The sequence below is a fragment of the Candidatus Culexmicrobium sp. genome, assembly GCF_058356305.1.
The window spans coordinates 21,656-41,761 of the sequence record NZ_JBTVBB010000008.1; the positions used below are offsets into that span (position 1 = coordinate 21,656).

General features: G+C 37.2%; 20 protein-coding genes. 4 read left to right on the top strand and 16 right to left on the bottom strand.

Going from position 1 to position 20,106, the window contains the following annotated elements:
• Positions 1-6: 6 nt before the first annotated feature.
• The 5 genes from ACW8TM_RS02050 to ACW8TM_RS02070 are packed head-to-tail and all read right to left on the bottom strand — an operon-like array spanning position 7 to position 6,697.
• Positions 7-1,374 (bottom strand): ATP-grasp domain-containing protein, encoded by a 1,368-nt coding sequence (locus ACW8TM_RS02050; protein ID WP_491531613.1) that lies wholly within the window; start codon positions 1,372-1,374, stop codon positions 7-9.
• A 2-nt stretch (positions 1,375-1,376) separates the two neighbouring features.
• Complete coding sequence (gene purD / locus ACW8TM_RS02055) at positions 1,377-2,894, bottom strand: phosphoribosylamine--glycine ligase (protein WP_491531646.1); 1,518 nt, start codon at positions 2,892-2,894, stop codon at positions 1,377-1,379.
• 8 nt (positions 2,895-2,902) lie between these two features.
• Positions 2,903-4,195 carry an amidophosphoribosyltransferase gene (locus ACW8TM_RS02060; RefSeq protein WP_491531614.1) on the bottom strand — a complete coding sequence of 431 codons (1,293 nt, stop codon included), beginning with the start codon at positions 4,193-4,195 and terminating at the stop codon, positions 2,903-2,905.
• A 3-nt stretch (positions 4,196-4,198) separates the two neighbouring features.
• Positions 4,199-5,674, bottom strand: a complete 1,476-nt coding sequence (locus ACW8TM_RS02065; protein WP_491531615.1) for an amidophosphoribosyltransferase — start codon at positions 5,672-5,674, stop codon at positions 4,199-4,201.
• Positions 5,675-6,697: a phosphoribosylaminoimidazolesuccinocarboxamide synthase gene (locus ACW8TM_RS02070; protein WP_491531616.1), complete on the bottom strand. Its 1,023-nt coding sequence runs from the start codon at positions 6,695-6,697 to the stop codon at positions 5,675-5,677.
• Positions 6,698-6,984: 287 nt separating this feature from the next.
• Here ACW8TM_RS02070 and ACW8TM_RS02075 point away from each other — a divergent pair, with 287 nt between their 5' ends.
• Together ACW8TM_RS02075 and ACW8TM_RS02080 are read left to right on the top strand one after the other, a co-directional pair.
• Positions 6,985-8,199 carry an OFA family MFS transporter gene (locus ACW8TM_RS02075; protein ID WP_491531617.1) on the top strand — a complete coding sequence of 405 codons (1,215 nt, stop codon included), beginning with the start codon at positions 6,985-6,987 and terminating at the stop codon, positions 8,197-8,199.
• Between the two features lie 57 nt (positions 8,200-8,256).
• Positions 8,257-9,624 (top strand): M20/M25/M40 family metallo-hydrolase, encoded by a 1,368-nt coding sequence (locus ACW8TM_RS02080; protein ID WP_491531618.1) that lies wholly within the window; start codon positions 8,257-8,259, stop codon positions 9,622-9,624.
• On the opposite strand, the gene ACW8TM_RS02085 is transcribed toward ACW8TM_RS02080, so the two are convergent.
• The 4 genes from ACW8TM_RS02085 to ACW8TM_RS02100 form a co-directional block, all read right to left on the bottom strand.
• Positions 9,605-9,988, bottom strand: coding sequence for a Mov34/MPN/PAD-1 family protein (locus ACW8TM_RS02085; protein WP_491531619.1), 384 nt, complete (start codon positions 9,986-9,988; stop codon positions 9,605-9,607). The two genes, ACW8TM_RS02080 and ACW8TM_RS02085, sit on opposite strands and share 20 nt — an antisense overlap.
• Positions 9,981-10,388: a nucleotidyltransferase domain-containing protein gene (locus ACW8TM_RS02090; protein WP_491531620.1), complete on the bottom strand. Its 408-nt coding sequence runs from the start codon at positions 10,386-10,388 to the stop codon at positions 9,981-9,983. Before ACW8TM_RS02090 ends, ACW8TM_RS02085 begins: the two co-directional genes overlap by 8 nt.
• Complete coding sequence (locus ACW8TM_RS02095; protein WP_491531621.1) at positions 10,345-10,734, bottom strand: HEPN domain-containing protein; 390 nt, start codon at positions 10,732-10,734, stop codon at positions 10,345-10,347. The genes ACW8TM_RS02090 and ACW8TM_RS02095 overlap by 44 nt, the downstream gene beginning before the upstream one ends.
• A gap of 87 nt (positions 10,735-10,821) precedes the next feature.
• Positions 10,822-11,832 (bottom strand): succinylglutamate desuccinylase/aspartoacylase family protein, encoded by a 1,011-nt coding sequence (locus ACW8TM_RS02100; RefSeq protein ID WP_491531622.1) that lies wholly within the window; start codon positions 11,830-11,832, stop codon positions 10,822-10,824.
• Positions 11,833-11,894: 62 nt separating this feature from the next.
• On the opposite strand from ACW8TM_RS02100, the gene ACW8TM_RS02105 reads away from it, so the two are divergent.
• A complete protein-coding gene (locus ACW8TM_RS02105; RefSeq protein ID WP_491531623.1) occupies positions 11,895-12,782 on the top strand; it encodes a DMT family transporter in 888 nt (295 codons plus the stop codon).
• 2 nt (positions 12,783-12,784) lie between these two features.
• Here ACW8TM_RS02105 and ACW8TM_RS02110 read toward each other — a convergent pair whose 3' ends face one another.
• Positions 12,785-13,483 (bottom strand): hypothetical protein, encoded by a 699-nt coding sequence (locus ACW8TM_RS02110; protein ID WP_491531624.1) that lies wholly within the window; start codon positions 13,481-13,483, stop codon positions 12,785-12,787.
• Between the two features lie 182 nt (positions 13,484-13,665).
• On the opposite strand from ACW8TM_RS02110, the gene ACW8TM_RS02115 reads away from it, so the two are divergent.
• Positions 13,666-15,228, top strand: coding sequence for an invasin domain 3-containing protein (locus tag ACW8TM_RS02115; RefSeq protein ID WP_491531625.1), 1,563 nt, complete (start codon positions 13,666-13,668; stop codon positions 15,226-15,228).
• 89 nt (positions 15,229-15,317) lie between these two features.
• On the opposite strand, the gene ACW8TM_RS02120 is transcribed toward ACW8TM_RS02115, so the two are convergent.
• The 6 genes from ACW8TM_RS02120 to ACW8TM_RS02145 form a co-directional block, all read right to left on the bottom strand.
• Positions 15,318-15,971 carry a hypothetical protein gene (locus tag ACW8TM_RS02120; protein WP_491531626.1) on the bottom strand — a complete coding sequence of 218 codons (654 nt, stop codon included), beginning with the start codon at positions 15,969-15,971 and terminating at the stop codon, positions 15,318-15,320.
• A 5-nt stretch (positions 15,972-15,976) separates the two neighbouring features.
• The gene (locus ACW8TM_RS02125) at positions 15,977-16,789 is read right to left on the bottom strand and encodes a hypothetical protein (RefSeq protein WP_491531627.1); all 813 of its coding nucleotides are present in this window, start codon (positions 16,787-16,789) and stop codon (positions 15,977-15,979) included.
• Positions 16,790-16,889: 100 nt separating this feature from the next.
• Entirely contained in the window at positions 16,890-18,479 is a 1,590-nt protein-coding gene (locus tag ACW8TM_RS02130) for a baseplate J/gp47 family protein (RefSeq protein WP_491531628.1), read from the bottom strand.
• Positions 18,476-18,895, bottom strand: a complete 420-nt coding sequence (locus tag ACW8TM_RS02135; protein WP_491531629.1) for a GPW/gp25 family protein — start codon at positions 18,893-18,895, stop codon at positions 18,476-18,478. Before ACW8TM_RS02135 ends, ACW8TM_RS02130 begins: the two co-directional genes overlap by 4 nt.
• Positions 18,896-18,910: 15 nt before the next feature.
• The gene (locus ACW8TM_RS02140; RefSeq protein WP_491531630.1) at positions 18,911-19,303 is read right to left on the bottom strand and encodes a PAAR domain-containing protein; all 393 of its coding nucleotides are present in this window, start codon (positions 19,301-19,303) and stop codon (positions 18,911-18,913) included.
• A gap of 15 nt (positions 19,304-19,318) precedes the next feature.
• Positions 19,319-20,104 carry a phage baseplate assembly protein V gene (locus tag ACW8TM_RS02145; RefSeq protein ID WP_491531631.1) on the bottom strand — a complete coding sequence of 262 codons (786 nt, stop codon included), beginning with the start codon at positions 20,102-20,104 and terminating at the stop codon, positions 19,319-19,321.
• Between the last annotated feature and the right edge of the window lie 2 nt (positions 20,105-20,106).

The following is a 20,106-nucleotide window of genomic DNA, read 5'->3' on the forward strand; positions in this document are numbered from 1 at the left end:
ACCATGCTATTCATATGAGATACACTTCTCAGCGAAATGGGCAATCTCCTCGGCAATCCTCCTGGCAGTGCTCAAATCTTCATGACAGGCAACAGCTAATCCCATCCTCCTACCAGGATAAGCCACAGGCTTACCAAAATACCACACATCCCCAACATAACCTTTCTTCCTGATGAAGTTATAAATAGCACTGGCATTCCAACTGACAACCTTCGCAGACTCACCGATACCATGCTCTGGAGCTAAAATTACATGTGCAACGAAATATTTATCCCCACACAGCAAATCAACATCACTCCTAAGTATTGGAAGACTCATTGAAGCCAATAAGTGTAGGGCTCCCTCATCCTTACTTAAAGCCCACCTAGTAACCATTCCAGTGTCATGAGGCCTATTGGCAAATTCACTATTATACACCCTCCTATCCAAAACAAACTGCTCAACAGCATAAATTCCAAGTCCACCCAAATAATCAGCAATACTCCTAGCATACTCTTGACATCTCCTCTTAACATCCTCAGGAATTGTGTATGGAAGCCAACTCTCATGATAAGTAGCAGCAGGCCTATAATGCTCAACAGGTGGAAGCAGAGTTGTAACAATATTACCATTCTCATCGAAATGCCTTAAAACAAGCTGTGTAATCTCAACACCTCTAACCTTAAGGTCAGATAAATACCTCTCAACTATAACTTTGTCACCCCTACCCCTAGCATGCCTAACTGCATATTCATAGGCCCTCTCAACATCACTCCAAGTCTTAGCAATGGTAGTGCCATGACCACTTGAGGTCATAATAGGCTTAATAATCAATGGTAGCCCCATATCCTTAGCAACACGCTTCAACTCATCCTCACTATCAACATATCTCCATTCAACACCTGGAACACCAATCTTATCGAAAAACAACTTAGTACTCAGCCTATCCATACCAACCAATGGAGCATATGGAGTTGAAACAATATTATAACCCTCCTCAACACCCAGCCTAAACATTCTCAATGTATCAGCTCTTTCAATCTCCAAGAAAATTGCATGACGAATACTTGATGGATCACCAACATATTTCCGAATAGCCCTCTCTAAGAGATCTCCATTAAGCATATCCACCACTTCATATGCATCAGCCACATCTTGAGCTGGAAAACCTTTATACCTATCAATAGCAACAGTCTTAACACCACCATTGATGCCGCCTAAAATCCTCTTGGCAGCAGTTAATGCTAAATCACCAAGCTCACCACCACCAATAGCAATGTAAATTAATGGATTCCTTGGATTCAACTCAGGTAGAGGCTCAATACGACTCTCATAATCCCTCTTAAAAGATGCAGCCTCCTCCAATATTTTAAGTCTAGATTCAATATCATCCATACCTACACCCCTCCAAGCTCCTTAAGAAGAAGATCAACAGGGTTGATCTTACCAACCTTTGGAAGCCAATCAATACGCTTACCCAAAATACCCCTCTCCTCACGATACTTATACAACCTCCTAACCCTCTCAGCAGTCCCACTCCTCCTAGAAATCATTTCCCTAGAGCCAATATCCAATCTATAAAACACCCCCCAACCATCAAGCAGTTTAACTGGATTAGAGATTAAGCAGTCATTAATTCTATCTGAAGCTTCATACGGAGAATCGCCTAAAGCTAAAATTTCAATCATCCTGGAACCACCAGTAATCATGGTACCATCATCCTTCAAATCAACTGAACCCCAATAGAGTTTACATCCAAACTTCTCAACTAATCTCTCATCAACATAAACTGGATGACCCTTAGCAAGATGCCTAAAGTCAGGGTAACCCTTAGGGGCAATAGCCTTAACAACAGACGCCTTCTCAGAAAACTCTATCTTCAACTTAGATAATCGGCCATCAATTATAGCCTCAAAAATATCAATAATGTCAGTCTCCAACAATGCAAGTACATTAACTCCTTCAGGATCCCCAAGTCTAGAATACATCTCAATTAATGTTGGTCCTTCAACCTCGGTAAGCATCATCTGCCCAGCAATAAAACCACAATAGCGCTCACCAGTAACCTCTTGAACCACATGTACCATAGCCTTAACAATCTCTAAACTACGCTTATACTCCTCTTCAGTTATAAATGGAAGAAGCATTCCACAATCAGTATAGGAACCCATACCACCAGTTTCAGGTCCAATATCAAATTCATATGCATTCTTATTATCCTGGACAAGAGGCATGCCAACAACAGTATATCCATCCACAAAACATTGTAGAGTATACTCTGGACCCCAAACCTTCTCTTCAACTAAAATTCTTTCATCTACATCCTCATACTTAGCCATATATTCTTCAAGCCACTTGATATGACGCTCCTTAAATTCCTGCTTTTCAGAGTGAAGATAAGCCTGTAGATCCTCCACAACCTTAACACCCTTACCCCCAGCCTGTCTAGCAGGCTTTAAAGCAACATTATGAAGCCAAGTTAAAGTATTAGAAAAACGCCTTAAATCGTCAAGAGCCTCAATATGTGAACGATAAGTCTTGAAAAGCAGTTTACCAGGAACATTATATTTCCATTGTAGCCTCCTCATTTCAGCCTTAGACATCTCGAGAATAGAGACACTCCTCTTAGCACCAATACATGGAATACCTCTCCTCTCAACCTCATCAGGAACACCATGAAAATTAGGCTCTTCAGGTCCAATGACAACCATATCGACATTCCACTTAACAGCCAACTCAGCAACCTTAACTGCATCCCTAGTATTACCTAAAGCATACTCACCACCACTACACTTAACCAATCTATAAATACCAGGATTCCTAAGCTCACTAACCCAATATATTCTAACTCTACGCGAACTCCTAGATATAGCTTCAGCTAATGCATGCTCCCTAGCGCCACCACCAACACCCATAATCTTCACTAAATTTCACCTCCACCCCAACATAATAAACACAAATGATTACAAGGAAGACCAATAGAGTGAACCAAACTATCAATTGAAAGAAAACGAAAACTATCAGCACCAATAACCTCAGCAATCTCCTCCTCAGAAAGAGCATGGCCAATCAACTCGTCAGGAGGGGGTAATTCAACTCCAAATGGACATGAAGACTTAAAGGCAGGGCTACCAATACAGACATGAACTTTCCTAGCACCCCTACGCTTTAAATTCCAAACAGTATTTCTCAAAGTTGTACCGCGAACAACGCTATCATCAATCAAAACTATATCCTTGCCATCAATAGTACATTTGATAGGATTCAACTTAAGCTGAACACCAACAATTCTCTCAAAAAATGAAGGCTTAATAGCAGTTCTAACTTTACGACCAGTAGTAACAAAACCCAAATCAAGAGGAATACCGGTAGCCCTAGAAAAACCAATAGCAAAGGGTATAGCGGTTTCAGGAACACCAATAACAACATCTGCCTCCACAGAATACTCCTTAGCCAAATACTCACCAATCCTCTCTCTAACTAAATAAATGGAAACATCATTAATCACTGAATCTGGACGTGACAAATAGATATATTCAAAACTGCAATAAGCAGGAGAAACATCTACCTTAACATAATCCCTCTCAATACTATATGGATCAAATTTAACAACTTCACCAGGCTTAACATAAAAAGCATGCTCCATCCCCAAAACATCCAAAGCACAAGTCTCAGATGCAACGGCGCCTAAATCAAAACCTAAAGACCCAATTTCAAGCGGCTTCACCCCACGCTTATCTCGACCAGTAATCATCACTTCATCTTCAACCAGTGCAATAAAGGAAAAACCACCATCAACTTCACTTAAAACCTTAACAGAAGCCCTTAAAGGGTTCCTAACTCTACTAATCTCATCAGAGAGAATTTCAGCAAAAGCTCTCCAAGAAGAAATTCTGTCATCACCAAGTAAAGGTCTACCATCCCCAACAACAATCAATCTAACTGGAGAATCAACAATTATAGGAGAATCCTCCACTAAAGGTGAAACCATTCCCATTCCAATAAAACCCTTCAAAAAAGATAGTGAATCCTCATTAAAAGACTCATCAACCAATCCACTACACGTAAAATCATGAAAATCAGTATCAAAAGTCACAATGGAAGAAACTTCTTGACCCCTATGCTGCAGAGCAAGAAGCCCATAATATATAAATCTAGCTATACTCCACCTCTCCCTTCCCAAACCAAAAGGATATATACCTATAATGCCAGGCATACATTAACCCACCATCTCGACAATCCTACCACGCAATTTACATCCACTCAAAACTTCACTCCTAACCCGATCAGCTAAAGATTGAGCATAAGAGGTAGGATACCTCCCAGTAACACAGGCCAGACATAACTTATCACTACCAACAGCACAACAAAAATCATGAACTGTTTGATAATTAACAGAATCAGCATTCAACAATCTAGCAATCTCCTCCTCACTTCTACTAAAACCAATTAACTCATTAAAGGTAGCCATATCAATTCCATAGAAACAAGGGCTAATTATCTTGGGAAAAGTAGAGAAAACATGAACTTCACGTGCACCAGCCCCCTTAAGCACAGAAACAAGATGCCTTAAAGTGTCCCCCCTAACAATACTATCATCAATAAGAGCCACCCGTTTACCCTTAACTCTATCAAGCAAAATATTGTACTTCTTAGAGAGGATGAAGGAGCGCTCCTCAACAGACATTATAAAGGCTCTATGACGAACATATCTATGCCTAAAAATTATGGGCTCAATAGGCTTACCAGTCTCCTCATGAAAACCATAAGCAGCATCAACAGCAGTCTGAGGCACAGGAACAATAACATCAACACGTGGAGAAAACTCCGAATACCTAATGGCAAGTCTACGTCCAAGCTCACGCCTCACCTCAAAAACATATCGATTATTACTTAAGATCGAATCAGGTCTAGCAAAATAAGCATATTCAAAAGCACATAAACATTCATCACCACCAACAATATCATAGAAACCGATATCGCCATCAACAACCATGAGCTCACCAGGATTTATGAAACGACTAAAAGGCACACTGTTAACTTGAAGAGCAACACTCTCAGAAGCAACTAATAGAAGTCTTCTATTCTCATCAAAACCATAAGTTAAAGGGCGAACACCATTTGGATCTCTAAAGGCAAAAAATCTACCATCACCAGTAATTCCAACAACAGAATAAGCCCCATCCACTTCACTCATAAGAACACGAACACCTTCAACAATATCACCTTCAGCTCTAACTGCATCCAAAAGAGTATAAGCCAAAACCTCAGCATCAGAAGTACCATGAAAACGAAAACCCTTATCTTGCAAGTTCTTCCTTAAAACAAGAACATTAACAATATTACCATTATATGCTAAAGCTAGCCTAGAGGATTCACCCTCAACAATACATGGCTGAGCATCAGCCAGCAACTGAAGCTTTGAAAATTCACCGGAAGTAGCATATCTGACATGGGCAACACCCAAACTACCAGGAAGCTCATCATTCCAGAAAGATAATTTTTGAAGATCCAAATCAGCGATTAAGCCTAAATCCTTAAGAACCCTAAAATCCTTAGAAAATGTCAAAATGCCATAAGATTGATGTCCCCTATGATTTAAAGTTAAGAGAGCCCAATACAGGTATAAGAGAACATTTTCACCTCTAAAACTAACAGCACCAGCAATGCCACAATGCTCCTTAAGAATACACAATTAGCTATCCTCCTCCCACTCCCTAAACAAATCATCTAAACTCTTCAACTCCAATTCATCAATAGTTTTACAACCAGTAAGAACTTCATAAGAACCCTTAACACGTAAAGCTATTTGCTTAATTAAAGAGGCGGGCAAATGAGGCGGAATCCCCTCACCCTTAAAACCAACTCTAAGCAAATAAGCTCTAAGAAACTCCTTATCCAAACAATACTTCTCCTGATAACTCCCAGGAGAATAATGCTTCAAAGACCATAAACGAGCAGAATCATGAGTAGGAGGCTCATCAATCTGTAACAAAACATCTCCACATCTTCCAAATTCAAACTTAACATCAGGGATTATAATTCCATGCCTCCCAGCTTCAGAACTATAAAATTCATATAACTTAAAACAAGCCTCCTCCAAGACACTCCATTCATCCCTTGAAACCAATCCCTTACAGATAGCCTCTTCCTTAGATAGTTCCAAGTCATGGCCACACTCAGACTTAGTGGTAGGAGTCAATATAGGCTCCGGAAGCTTCTCAGCTAATCTTAGACCATTAGGCAACCTAACACCAGAAATAACCCGAACACCACGAGCATAACTCCGCCAAGCAGAACCATACAAGTAACCCCTAACAATCCATTCAATATCAATTCGATCCGTCTTCATAACTCGAATAATACGCTCATCAATCTGTTCAACAAAGTGATTAGGAAAAACATGCCTACTCCTCTTCAACCAATAAACTGAAAGTAAATTCAAATAAACGCCTTTATATGGAATTAAGTCATCAAAAACAACATCAAAAGCAGAAATTCTATCAGTATGGAATAAAACTAAATAGTTACCTAAATCATAAACATCTCTAACCTTACCCCTCTTGGGAAGATAATCACGTCCAAAAAGCCAAGAATTACGTATAACTTCGACATAACGACCAGAATGAAATGGATCTAAAACCAACTTAGTCTCAAAAATTGCAGAACCACGAATAACAGGTCTAAAAAACAGATTAAAAGTAAAGGGTATAAGCAAAAAATCTCTAAAATAAGCGAAGATACAAAGATATAAAATTAAAAATAGCAATATAATGGAAAGCACACCCATGTTAAAGAGAGATAAGGACAACCCAAGTCTAAGGAGATTATGGTAAGACATGGAATTGCTCCCTTAACCAAATATTTGAATAGAAAATATAAAATTAGCCTTACAAAAATGCATAAATTTTAAACAGTTGATTAAAAACAAATCCAAGAAATAAATCTCAACATTTTTATTTCAAAACCAATGAATATCTATACACTTCAAGGGAGAGAATTGAGATGGATTTGATAAGCTCATCAAAATACAGATGGATACTAGTCCTATTCGCCATAATTGTAATGATGATTATAAGCATCTATCAATATTCATGGTCACTAATAGCTTACGCAATAAGAAATGAACTTAAATGGGACTTAGCAACTATAGGATTAGCATTCACAGTTTATGCATACTGTGCAACATTCATCCAGCCATTCTCAGGGATAATAGCAGACACCTATGGTCCCAAGAAAGTTGCATTCACAGCAGCCATATTAATTGGAGTTGGATTTACCTTATCATCAACTATAAACTCGCCAATACAACTATACTTGCTATATGGAATTGGAAGCATAGGGGTTGGGATACTATATGGAATTTCAACTGCAATGGCTGTTAAATGGTTTCCAGATAAACGGGGGCTAGCAACAGGACTAGTAGTCTTTGGCTTCGGGTCAGGAACAGCCATATTCAACTGGATAATACAAGCAATATTATCCAATGGAAGCTTCAGAGATGTATTCCTATACTTAGGACTACTAATGATAGCCCTACTAATACCAGCATCACTCCTATATAAATATCCGCCACAAGAATACATGACGAAAAGGAAAATAAGCAGAAAAAGTGAGGACAAAGTAAATTACAAGCCAACTGAAATGCTAAAGACATATCAATGGTATCTAATATACTTCTCATTCACCTTCACAGTATCAATAGTATTAATGTTCGGAGCACAAATGAAAATTCTAGCGAAAGAATTCCAAATACCAAAGGAATACTTCAACCTAGTACTAATATTATTCCCAATAGGAAATGGATTAAGTAGAATAGTGTCAGGAATAGTTTCAGATGCCATAGGAAGAGCGAAGACAATGGTGATATTCTACCTCCTCCTAGGAATTTCAATACTAGGGCTAGTAAACCTTGGGAAAAACCCAGTATACTTCACAGCAATAGTATTCATAGCATCCCTACTAGGAGGTTCACCCTTCGCACTATACCCTGCAACAATAGGAGACTATTACGGACCAAAATACGCTACAACTAACTATGGCATTACATACACTGCAAAGGCATGGGCCGGCTTAATATCAGGATGGCTAAGTGGATATCTAGTAATGCAATATGGCACTTATAGAATACCACTAATAATAGTGGCAATATGCAGCATAATAGCAGCAATTATATCAAATCCAAAGACACTTAGAAAACCAACTTCAAAAAACACCTAAAAATAGAAAATCCTTCAACTTTTAAGTATAAGAAAACATAAAATAAATGGTGATTAAATGATTGAAAAAATAATAAATACAATTGAGGATAAATGGGGAAACTATCTAACTGAAGTCTTAAACTTCTTAAGAAAACCAAGTATTTCAGCTACAGGTGAGGGAATAGAAGAAACAGCAAAATTCCTAAAAGACTTCCTGAAGGAGAGATTTGAAGTTGAAGCAAAACTGCTCAGATATGGAGGACACCCAATAGTCTATGGATACATGGACAATAATGCAGAAAAAACATTAATTCTATACAACATGTATGATGTACAGCCTGTTGAACCATTAGATCAATGGATATCACCACCCTTTGAAGCAAAAATAATTGACGGCAACATTATTGCTAGAGGAGCAGTAAATACAAAAGCTCCATTAATGGCAATGCTACTTGGACTAGATGCAATGAAGGAAAGTCTTGGAAAAATACCAGTAAACATATACTTCATATTCGAAGGAGAAGAAGAGCTAGGAAGTCCAAGTATGCCGAAAATAATTGAAGATAAAAAAGACGAATTAAAGAAAGCAAATGCAGTATACTTTGCACTACCAACAGAAAGACCCAAAGGAAAACCGAAAATCATACTTGGAAATAAAGGAATCATATACTTAGACCTAAAAATAAAGACAAGCAAATATGACGTGCATAGTAGCCTAGTTCAGGCACATTATAATCCAATTGAAATAATTGCAAACCTAATTTCAACACTAAAAGATAAAGATGGGAACATATTAGTAGATTGGCTTTATGAAGACGTTATAACACCAACAGAAGAAGACTTAAAGTATCTAGACGAATTAATTGAAGCAGTTGACATGAGAGAATTAGCCGAAATGCATGGAATAAAGAAGCTAAGAAAAAGTGGAAGAGACCTATACATAGAAGTATACTTCAAGCCAAGCATAAACATCGACGGAATAATAGGAGGACACGTAGGGGCAGGAACTAAAACCATAACACCATCAAGTGTATCATTAAAAATGGATATTAGACTAGTACCAAATATGAAGCCAGAGAAAACATTAAGCAAATTCATGAAACACTTAGAAAAACATGGATTCAAGAAATGGATAAATGTACAAGTAAGTGACATGTATGACTGGAGTAGAACCTCACCTGAAAGCACAATAGCCAAAGCAGCAAGAAAAGCATATCAAGACCTAGGAATGAAACCCTACACATTAACTACGATAACAGGATCAGCACCCTCATACCTATTCACAAAGAAACTAAAAATACCAGTAGTAATAGCAGGGCCAGGATATGGCGGTAGAGCACATGCACCAAACGAATTCATAGAAGTTGAGGGAGTAAGAAAACTAATTGAATATACACCAGCAATAATACTCAACTGGACCAAGATCAATCATCAACAACCCTAAGCTTAATTCTCCTGCCATCATAAGTATAAACTGCAACACAACGTTCAGAATCATAAGGATAACCAACAATCATCATTATAGAGCCAAAATCAACATTAAGATCCTCAACAGAGGGCGACAAACTACCTGAAGGGTGACTATGAACAATACCGATTATAGAGAAATCTATTGGGAGACGATATGGGTCAAAGGAAACAACACCTACACCAACATATCTTGGAGGTATAAATAGAACCTCATCAATTTTAATGAACCTTCTCTCAATTTTTCCACGAAGTAACAGTAAAGTCTCTTTAGGATGAGCATTCTTAGCAATCATAAATATAGTTTCAAGACAACTACGCCTAATTAAAACTTCAACCATCCTCTTTTAACCATCCTCTTAACTTATCAATCAAATCTAAAGATCCTGCAAGTAACACCCCATAATTAACTATCTCCTTAACAATTCTTCTCTTCTCAAGAGCCATACTCTTAAGTTCATCATAAGTATATACCCAAACTTGTAAATCTATAGGTAAGCTTGGATCCATATACCTTAATAATCGATCTAAAGGATTCTTAGGTGCACTCATCGTAACGATTACAACATCGGCGTCAGAGAAGGCAGTATAATCCCCCCTAGCTAAAGAGCCAATCAAAATCACAGCCTCAGCCTTCTTCTCCAAAGATTTCCTAGCATACAATTTTAATTTCTTTATCACCTTATCGTAATCAAGTTTAAACAATTTTATTTCTACAGTATTCGACAATTTCCTCCGCATATTTCACCGCCCTCAAAGCATCATTCTCAGTATAATAGTCAAGTGGTGCTCCTTCTGAATGAAAATTTGGATATCTAGTGGGAATATAATGTCTATCAAGCTCCTTAGCTTTATCTATAAGTTGCATTGAAGGCTTATACTCCTCAGGGAGTGATAATAACATACGTGAAACAGAGTGCCCCCATACCTCTATGCCCAATTTCTGGTAAAGTGCCTTAACAGCCTTTTCTGCTGCTTGATGTGATGCAAAGCAAGCCCATTCATAATCCTTGAATTTAATTGACTTCTTAGCATGATTCAAATCTTTAATTGCCTGTCTAAGCCAATCATTTGCCCTTGAAACCAATTAATTCACCACGCTTATACTTAATCTTAACACTTAATTGTTTTTTGAAACAACTTAACAAAATAATTGTAGAGTCAGCTCGAAGGTTTAGTGATTTTCAATTACCTCAATAATCTCTGAAACCTCAAGCAACCTATCCCCAGCATTTACAACAGGATACTCCGTCACATACCGTACAATACCACTTTTAGGAGCTCTAATCTCCTCAACAACTTCAAGTGTTTTAACACTATAAATAAAGCCTAAAACCTCCCCTTCATCAACCATCTGACCTGGCTTAACTTTAGAAATGAATATTCCTCCACGTGAAGAAGTAACTTTAGGTTCACCTGGACTCCACTTCAATACATATTGTTTAGGTGGAAGATCAATAGTTCCTTCAAGCATACCTAGATACTTCATTACATTAAAAACACCTCTTACACCAGTTTGAATAGCCTCTTCATTTAGACAGCGCCTCCCATCAAGCTCAGGGGTAATTGAAGGTATACCATGCTCATTGCAAACATTCCTCAATTTTCCACCAAATCTTATCCGCTTCCAATACTCATCCCTAACCTCCTTTACAATATACTCAGTACCAAAAACTCTAGCCAACTCACTAGACTTCTTTATAGCTTCATCCTCACCATACTCTACGAAAATAAAAGTTAGCATTGTCCTTATACCAGTATGTAGATCAATTACATAGTCAGCTTTACCCTTAATACAATTACTCCAAATAGCATAAGCCATACGCTCGCTTAATCTACCATCAGATCTTCCAGGAAAGACTCTATTCATATTCTCCAATTCTATTGGAGTATAGGTTTGCTTACTTCTAAATGCTAAAGGATTAGCTACAGGCACAGCTATTAACGTACCCCTCAACTCATTAGGATTCAATTTACCAACAACTCTTCGTATAACTTCAATTCCATTAATTTCCTCCCCATGACATGCAGCTTGAACATATAAAACTGGACCCTCATCAACACCTCTAATTACTATTACTGGAATCTCTATGGGGGTGTCATCAGCCATTGAACCCACATTTAAACATCCATAAACCCGCTCACCAGGAGAAGCTTCAATTAAGCCAACCTTAAACTTAGACAAAGAACCACCCTATAACAATCTAAAATAAGACATTATTATCTATTACTAAGTGAAGTGGAACAATGACTTCTAATCTAAATATCAACAGATCTGTGAGGCCATGGATTGCACTAATAATGGCAGTTATAAGTGTCTCATGGGCGTCAATATTAGTAGTAGTATCAAACACATCAGGATTAATATGCGCATTATGGAGATTAATTTTCTCAGCAATATTCACATGGATTTTACTATTTACACTTAAAAGAAAAATTAACGTAAACAGCAAGACATTAAAGCTAACATTAATAGCAGGCATATGTCTAGCAATTCACTTCACATTCTGGATGGAATCATTATTTATGGTTCCAGTTGCAATTAGTACAACCATTGTAAGTTCAAATCCACTATTCTCCACATTACTTGGATTACTGCTATTAAAAGAAAAGCCATCAATAATCCAAATCATAGGAGTAATAATAGCGATAACAGGCATTTCAATCCTAGCAGGATTAACATCTCAGCTAAATGGAGCAATTGGAATCTTGGGAATAGCATACGCGTTGATAGGGGCAATAACAGTCTCCGTATACTTTACAATTGGTAGAAATCTTCGAACTACAATGGATACAATAAGCTACACAGCACTAGTATACAGCTTTGCAGCATTAATCCTACTAATAACCACCATACTTTATAATGAAAATATTTTAAACCACAACATTAACACTTGGACAATTTTCATAACACTAGCCCTAATACCAATGCTCCTAGGACATACACTACTAAACTATGCTCTAAAATATATGAAACTAATAACAGTTACAACAATAACTCTAGGAGAACCAGTTGGAGCAACAGTACTGGCAAACATAATTCTAAATCAACCAATAAAAATTGAAACAACATTAGCCATGATAATAACACTAATCGGAATAGCCTTAACATTAATAAAAGAAAAGGAAATATGAAACTAAACTCTTCTAACCTCTATCCGCTCAATCCTTGGAACTGGAATTTCAACTTGAAGTTGAGTCTCAACTTGATACTCCAAAACTTTACAATAGACATCCTTTGAAATAAACTCGTTGAAATCAACACTAAAACCTCTAAGAGGCTTAAGAAAAATTCCTTTCACGTTAAACTGCTTTTCCTCTCTCAATAATATCTCCATCACCTTAACAGCAATATCATCACACAAAGAATAATCATCAGACCATATACCAATATGAAACTTAACATAAAACTTTAAACCTCTAACCTCAACAGGCGCACTATACTTTATGATAACATTTCTTTCACCAGCCAATGGAGGTGAACTAAAGACAATAACACCCTCAGCATAATCAATATGAAAATCAACGTTCTCCCTCAGTTTCCTACCAGGTGGATGCTCAACTTCAACAGTTGGCTTAAGAGGCTTCCTACTCAATGTAAAACTAACTTTCTCACCATCTCCACTGAATACATCCACTAACTCCTTTTCAACTGAACTTAAAGCCCTACCAATCCCTGGATCTTCAACATAAAATTCAACGTTCTCAATTGAAATAGCTGGGAGCTTCAACTTCTTCTTTAAACTATAACGCTTAACTCCAATATTATCCTTAGGAACAACATCCAAGTTCTTCCTTAAAACATCAATAATTAGACGCTCAATTTTGTTAAACATTTCATTCTACAACCCTTACTACACACTTGAATTAAAAACAAATATATAGTACGGTATAAATTAAGTTTTTCATTACATCAAAATACCTTCTAAGGACATTATAAAGTTGTGAAGCCTCAATCAATAACAGAAAAACACAAATATGTTAAAACATATAGTACTGCCAATAAAGGAGAATTTACATGTTGGGAATACGAAAAAGTATGTTTGTTTTATTAATACTAATACTAGCAATCAACATTCCATTAGTTTTAAATGCAGAGCAAAACAGCACATATACTGAAACACCTCCGGAAATAGACGGAATAATATCTGAAGGAGAATGGGATGAAGCAACCGAAATCACATTAAGACCAAAAATATGGGCGAAAGATGAACCTCCAATAGGATATTTAAAAATCCAAAACGATGAACAAAACTTATACCTCCTATTAGATATTACATCAGATATAGAAATCAACTTTGAAAGAACTGCAGAATTTGAATTCCCGGATCTATTCTATGTAGTAATCGATGTTGACCAAGACCAAAATCCAACAGAAGGAATAGACATCATATATGTACCTAGCGTCTCTAAAGAAGGCATACTTCAAGAAAAAGGCCTTTGTAAAAAGATTATATGGGGTGAAGGAGAATCACCTGATACAACAGCCACATATGCAGTTGGATTTGGTCCATCACCTAAGTCAAGAACCAACCATGTAATCTGGGAAATATCGATAAATCTAGAAGAAATCTCACCCCCAAGAAATGGAGCTTTACCTTCAGCTATAAAATTTGGCATAATTATTTTTTCACCTTCACCACCTATACAGCTATACTATCCGCCAGACTGGGGATCTCTTGATAGTATAGATTTCTCTAAACTCTTAACAATTATACTGATAAAACCACCAATATTTCAGATTAGCAATTTAAATATAAATCCAACAACAGTTACAGTTGGTGAAGAAGTAACAATAACAGCTCAAGTCTCCAACACTGGAGGAGCACCTGGAATATTTACTGTTACATTAAAGATAAATGGTAATATTGAAGAAACACAGCAAATAACAGTGAACCCAGGTGAGGAAAAAACAGTAACCTTTAAATATACACCACAGCAAGAAGGTTCATTCACTATTGACGTTAATGGATTAACTGGAAATATAACTGTAAATCCACCTCCATCCCGCTTCCCAATAGAAATGATATTAGGAGCCGTAGGAGGTATTGCTGCAGTTGCAGTTGTCCTATTCTTAAAAATGAGGAAACCTAAAGAAAAAGTTCCTGAACCTACAGCAATAAGATTAACAGCAGATCCAACTGAAATTCTAGGTGATGGAAAATCCACATCAACAATAAAGATAGAACTAGTAGATGATGAAGGTAAACTTATACCTGCTCCAAGAGATATCGAAGTAAAACTCACAACAACGCTGGGGAAGATAATAGATAAGGTCATTATACCAAAGGGGTCAACAACTGGAATGGCAACATTAACATCATCAACAGAATTTGGAAGCGTCAAAGTGACTGCAGAGGCGAAGGGTCTAAGAAGTGGTAATGTAAACCTAACATTCATAGAAAAGAAGAGATACTGTATGCATTGTGGTGCCAGAATGCCCCTAGACGCAGAAGCATGTCCAAAATGTGGTAGAATGCCACCATCAGGTGTAGATGTAAAAGCATGTAAGAATTGTGGTGCAATAATACCAGTCGTAGCTAAATTCTGTAGTGACTGTGGTGCAAGTCAAGCAGAGTAATTAAAAAGACTAAATTGAAAGTAAACTGAAAGAATTTTTTACTCTATTATGCTTAGCCTAGTTTATAATTCAAATTCTATTGGTTAATGTTACTTTGAGAGAGGTTGTAGTCTAGTGATTATCTGAATTATATTACCAATTCTAGGTGCACATTCCTCGTTAGTATCCTTAAAAACTACATATCTTACTTCCTTATCAGGATTAGGATTTCTAAGTTCATATTTATACCAGACACGCTCATTCGGCGAGAGTAAATATTCTACATAGGGGTTATCAGTACCCTTAACTCTAAGCTCCTTACATTCATGAATAAATAAATCTCTAAAAGTATAAGTTGTCCCATCCACATATTCTAATGTTATTTCAAGCGTCTTCTTATCACCATTATCAGCTCCAGCCCAATAATAAAGTACATCAAAACAGTTAAGAATACCAAACCTACAAATTTCACCAGTTTTCCCTCTACCTAAGACCCACTGCTTAGTTATATGGCCAACAACACTTGCAGCATAATTACCAGTCTCACCTGGAACTTCCTCATTCAAATTATAGGAAGTACCTGTAGGACTCTGCAGATTTATCATAACAACAGTTTCAGTTAGACTATCAACATACTCCCTCAACCTACGCAGTTTTTCTTCCAATTCAACCAAGTCACTTTTAATATCCTCTTGCATTTTATTCCAATCTTCAGATCTAATTAACTCTCCAGGTTTCCTCCTTATAGGTTCAAATCTAACCATATCACTCACCTACCAATAACCTTAATAATAGCTTTAACGCCAGCAGCCTTAATAGAGTTAACGATTTCCTCAACTTCAACAACATCCCTCCTAACTAAAGCATCCCTAGGAATTCTGAGCTCAAATGTAGCAGGCTGATAAGCAGTCCACTCAAATTTAAGTGAAACCAAGGGAATACCAATGGCGAAAATTGCATCATCAAACCTAGCTTTATCAAAAACACCAATATTCTCAGCTAACACTTCATCATATTTCCATTCAGAACCCTTTCTAAGTATAGTTGGCATTTTATCGACTGAGAGCCTATCACTAACATCCACACCATTCAAAAATGCTCTTCCATTCCTTATTTCAAGTACATCTCCACTTTTAACTTCACCATTAAAGGTAATAGACTCATTTGTCTCTAAATTGGTGAGGGTAGGCTTAATAATTTTTGCACCCTTACTCTTAACAAACAACATTAAATTCGGAATAGCATCCAAAACACTATTACTTGAAAACCACCATGTATCACCAGTTCTAACATCAATTTCCTTATAAAGAATTACTGGAGGATTCTCGACGAGCTCAATGGGGTAATCTAAAGGTACGCCTAAACTCATCTTAACAGCAGTTAACAATGCACTAACTGTACCACCACCCTTAAATTCCACTATAGCTCTCTTCAACCTATTCCTAAAATCTTCATCAGATTCACCAGGCTTTCTTTTAATGTTAAAGATTGCCCCTAACTTATCTAAATCCCCTTTAAAGGCGGTGTCAACCCAATGAGAATATAGTATTGCATCCAAATCCTTTTCGGCTTCCTCTAACATCTTGCCTATTGAATATATTATTTTGAAAAGTAAAGTACGTCTATCCCAAACTTTATAGAAGCTTGGAAGACGCTCGATTATCCTCTTAGTTCTCTTAATTCTACTTCCCTCCTCGTTTCAACTGCATTATCAATATATTGACATTTCTCATAGTTGCCCTTTCATCAGAGGCAATCACTATATTATCCCGCTCACTAGTAATCACTTTACCGCTCTCATAATATGCAGTGACAGTAACATCTCTAACATCATACACACCCTCGACACTAAGTGAAACTTGAATAATCCTATTAAAAATAACATCTTCCCCGATACTTAACGAAGAAACATAGCTTCTAATTTTAGATTCAACACTCCTCTCAACATCTTGCTCTGAAAAACCAGATTCAACTATTAACGTTAAATTCACATCAATATAAACTGACTTAGGCCTTAGAAATTCAACTCTAACTCCAGCAGCTCTGACATCATCAATAACTCCTCTTATCTCATCATCATCTCCACCATCAACAATAATTCTAACCACCCCTGGAACGCCATCAGGCATATCCTCCACCAAAACAGCACTAACACCTTCAACCCCTCTAACGGCAGCTTCAAGAGAAGTTAGAGTAGCTTTGCCAGCAACTTCTAAGGCATGTTTTGCTCTTAACCTAAGCTCTTCATCACTTTCTTCATCAACACCATTCAAAATATCCTCTCTATTAATAACATATTCAACTCCAACTAAAGGTTGAGGCATAACTGTAATTGCACCAGCATAAACATTTCCAGCTTTACCTGGAATCAATGCTTTAACTGGTACATCAGCCTCCCATCGCCCATCACTAGTTCTCCTAAGAAAACGCTCCTCAGTTGTAATGAAAACCTTTGCATCCTCGGGTCTTCTAGCATAAGTTGAAACCTTAGTTCCAACTGGAATTTTAATTTGCTCATAAGCTACATAGTCGACATAAAAAATTGTATTTAAATCAGGTTTAACTCCATCATCTAACCACTCAATCGTATCATCAACCAAAATGTAATCCTTACCCTGTTCAAAGACATAAACAGAACCATTAACAGTTCCTTCAACCTTGACTATACTCTTGACAGGAAAACTCTTTAATTCATATCGAAATCGACCATCAAATAAGTGTGCTTCACTACTAATAGCAACCTCACCAGGATCAGTATTCCTACCGAAAGTCACAATTCCAGTAGCAGGTTCAGCTGGCTTACGTTCAACACCCAGCAGGGAGACAACCAAGTCAAGAGCACTACCCGATGCAGTATCAATAAAACCTGCAAGATAAACTTGATTTAACTGAGTATAAAGATAATCGATTTCCCTACTAATCGCCTCAACAATAGTTCTAACGACACTTCCCGGATTAATATCAGTTATACCTGACGGCTCATCAACGATATAATTAACATAAAAAGGAGTTTTATCGTCAGGTTTATCACCATCATCTAACCATTCAATCATATCATCAACAAGCCTATAGTCAACATTCTTCCTAAAGACATGGCGTACACCATTCATTAACCCTTCAACTTTTACGATCTCTTTAACAGGAGTATTATCTAACTTATACTTTGACCTATAAAGATCAAAGACATGTTTCTCATTAATAATACCCTTAGTTATTTGAAAAAGAATACTATCCCTAATTTCCTCATAACTCTTCCTTCTAAAAGCCATCATGAAACCTCCAAATAGAATGGAAAGACAATATTTAAAACTCTTGAACTTCCAGTAGGCATTACAAGAATACTTATGTCAATACGATTAGGATCATCTCTTGGAACAGTTACACTAACACTTAAAATCTCTTCAACTCTAGGATCCTGCGAAATACACTCAATAGTATAAAGTCTAGCCAGATTCCTAGTCCTCTCATTATTCGGCTGTCCTATAAGCTCATAAAGCCTAGATCCATAATTTGGATGCCCTAAATCAGAGAGCTCACCAATCCTAGTTCTAAGCCTATTAATAATTGCTTGACTAAGATTATACTCATCACTAATAACTTCCAAATCCCCACTAGGTGAAATAGCTAAATCGGAACCTAACTCCAAATCCACCAGCTTTAAATCTCTACCCAAAACTTTTTTAGACACAAAGTAACCTCCAAACTAACCAATAAAAACAGTTCCAGTTGCAACAACTTTACCAACAGGAAGATCAACGGGATCATTACAAGTAATAGCAGTATCCCCAGCCCTAGCTGCGGGCTTCCCATTAATAAATACAGTTGAACTACCAGTTATAATAGTAGCCATGTTGCTTGGAGGCTTAGAAAATGAACCTCCAGGAGGAATGTGAGGAGGAGTATTAATGGCTGTACTACCAACAGTTGCAGCTGGACGCCCCATAATAAAGACATTAGGACTCAAATTACCATTAATAATACCATTAAAAGGTAGAGGAGTTGGAGTTGGAATAGGGCCAGTAGGACTAGGCATCAAAATAATGTGAGTATCAGTAGCTACCACCCTATCCCCTAACTTTGCTGCTGGTAAACCCATAAAACCGCCTACAATTTAATTTATATTCACTACTGCACCTTTTATAGTTAACGGACCAGACATTTTTATATTTCCGATACCACCTTCAATATTCAATGTAGCTGAAGACTTAATAGACAATAAAGACTGAACCTCCAAATTAAAATTAGTGTTCTTAATACCAAGCATTTTAATATCCATATCCGACTTCTCCATCTTAACATTCATCATTTTACTCTCCATCTCAATAGACTGCCTACTCTTCATCTTAATACTATTAGCTGAGATAGAAAGATCACCCCTAGCCTCAATAGCTACACTAGAGTTAGACTTAATCTTCACAGCACCATCACGATCGACAGTAATAACAGTTTTTCCAGCCTCAATCTTCACATCATCATCAGTAATAGTTAAAGCTAGACCACTTGGAAGCTCCATATAAATTCGCCTAAGACTAGAACTCTTAGAGTAAGGTGGAATGTATACAATTTCCTCCTCCTTACTAATGGGAGGCCTATCCTCATCAGTATATAGACGCCCAATAATAACAGGAGAATTAATGTTGCCATTAACAAAGGTCACTAAAACTAAATCACCAACATGAGGAATATTAGCCAAGCCAATATGCTGAGTAGCAACTGGAACCCTTCTTAGCTCAAGATCCCTATACTTCAACTTCACGTTACACTCATAATTACTCTTATCACCCTCACTAGAACGTGGAAAAACAGAAGTCACAACACCAATCTCAACAATATGTAACTTTCTAAGCTCATGTTCAACAATCTTCCTTATAATATCAATTACCTCAAGACTACTCACAT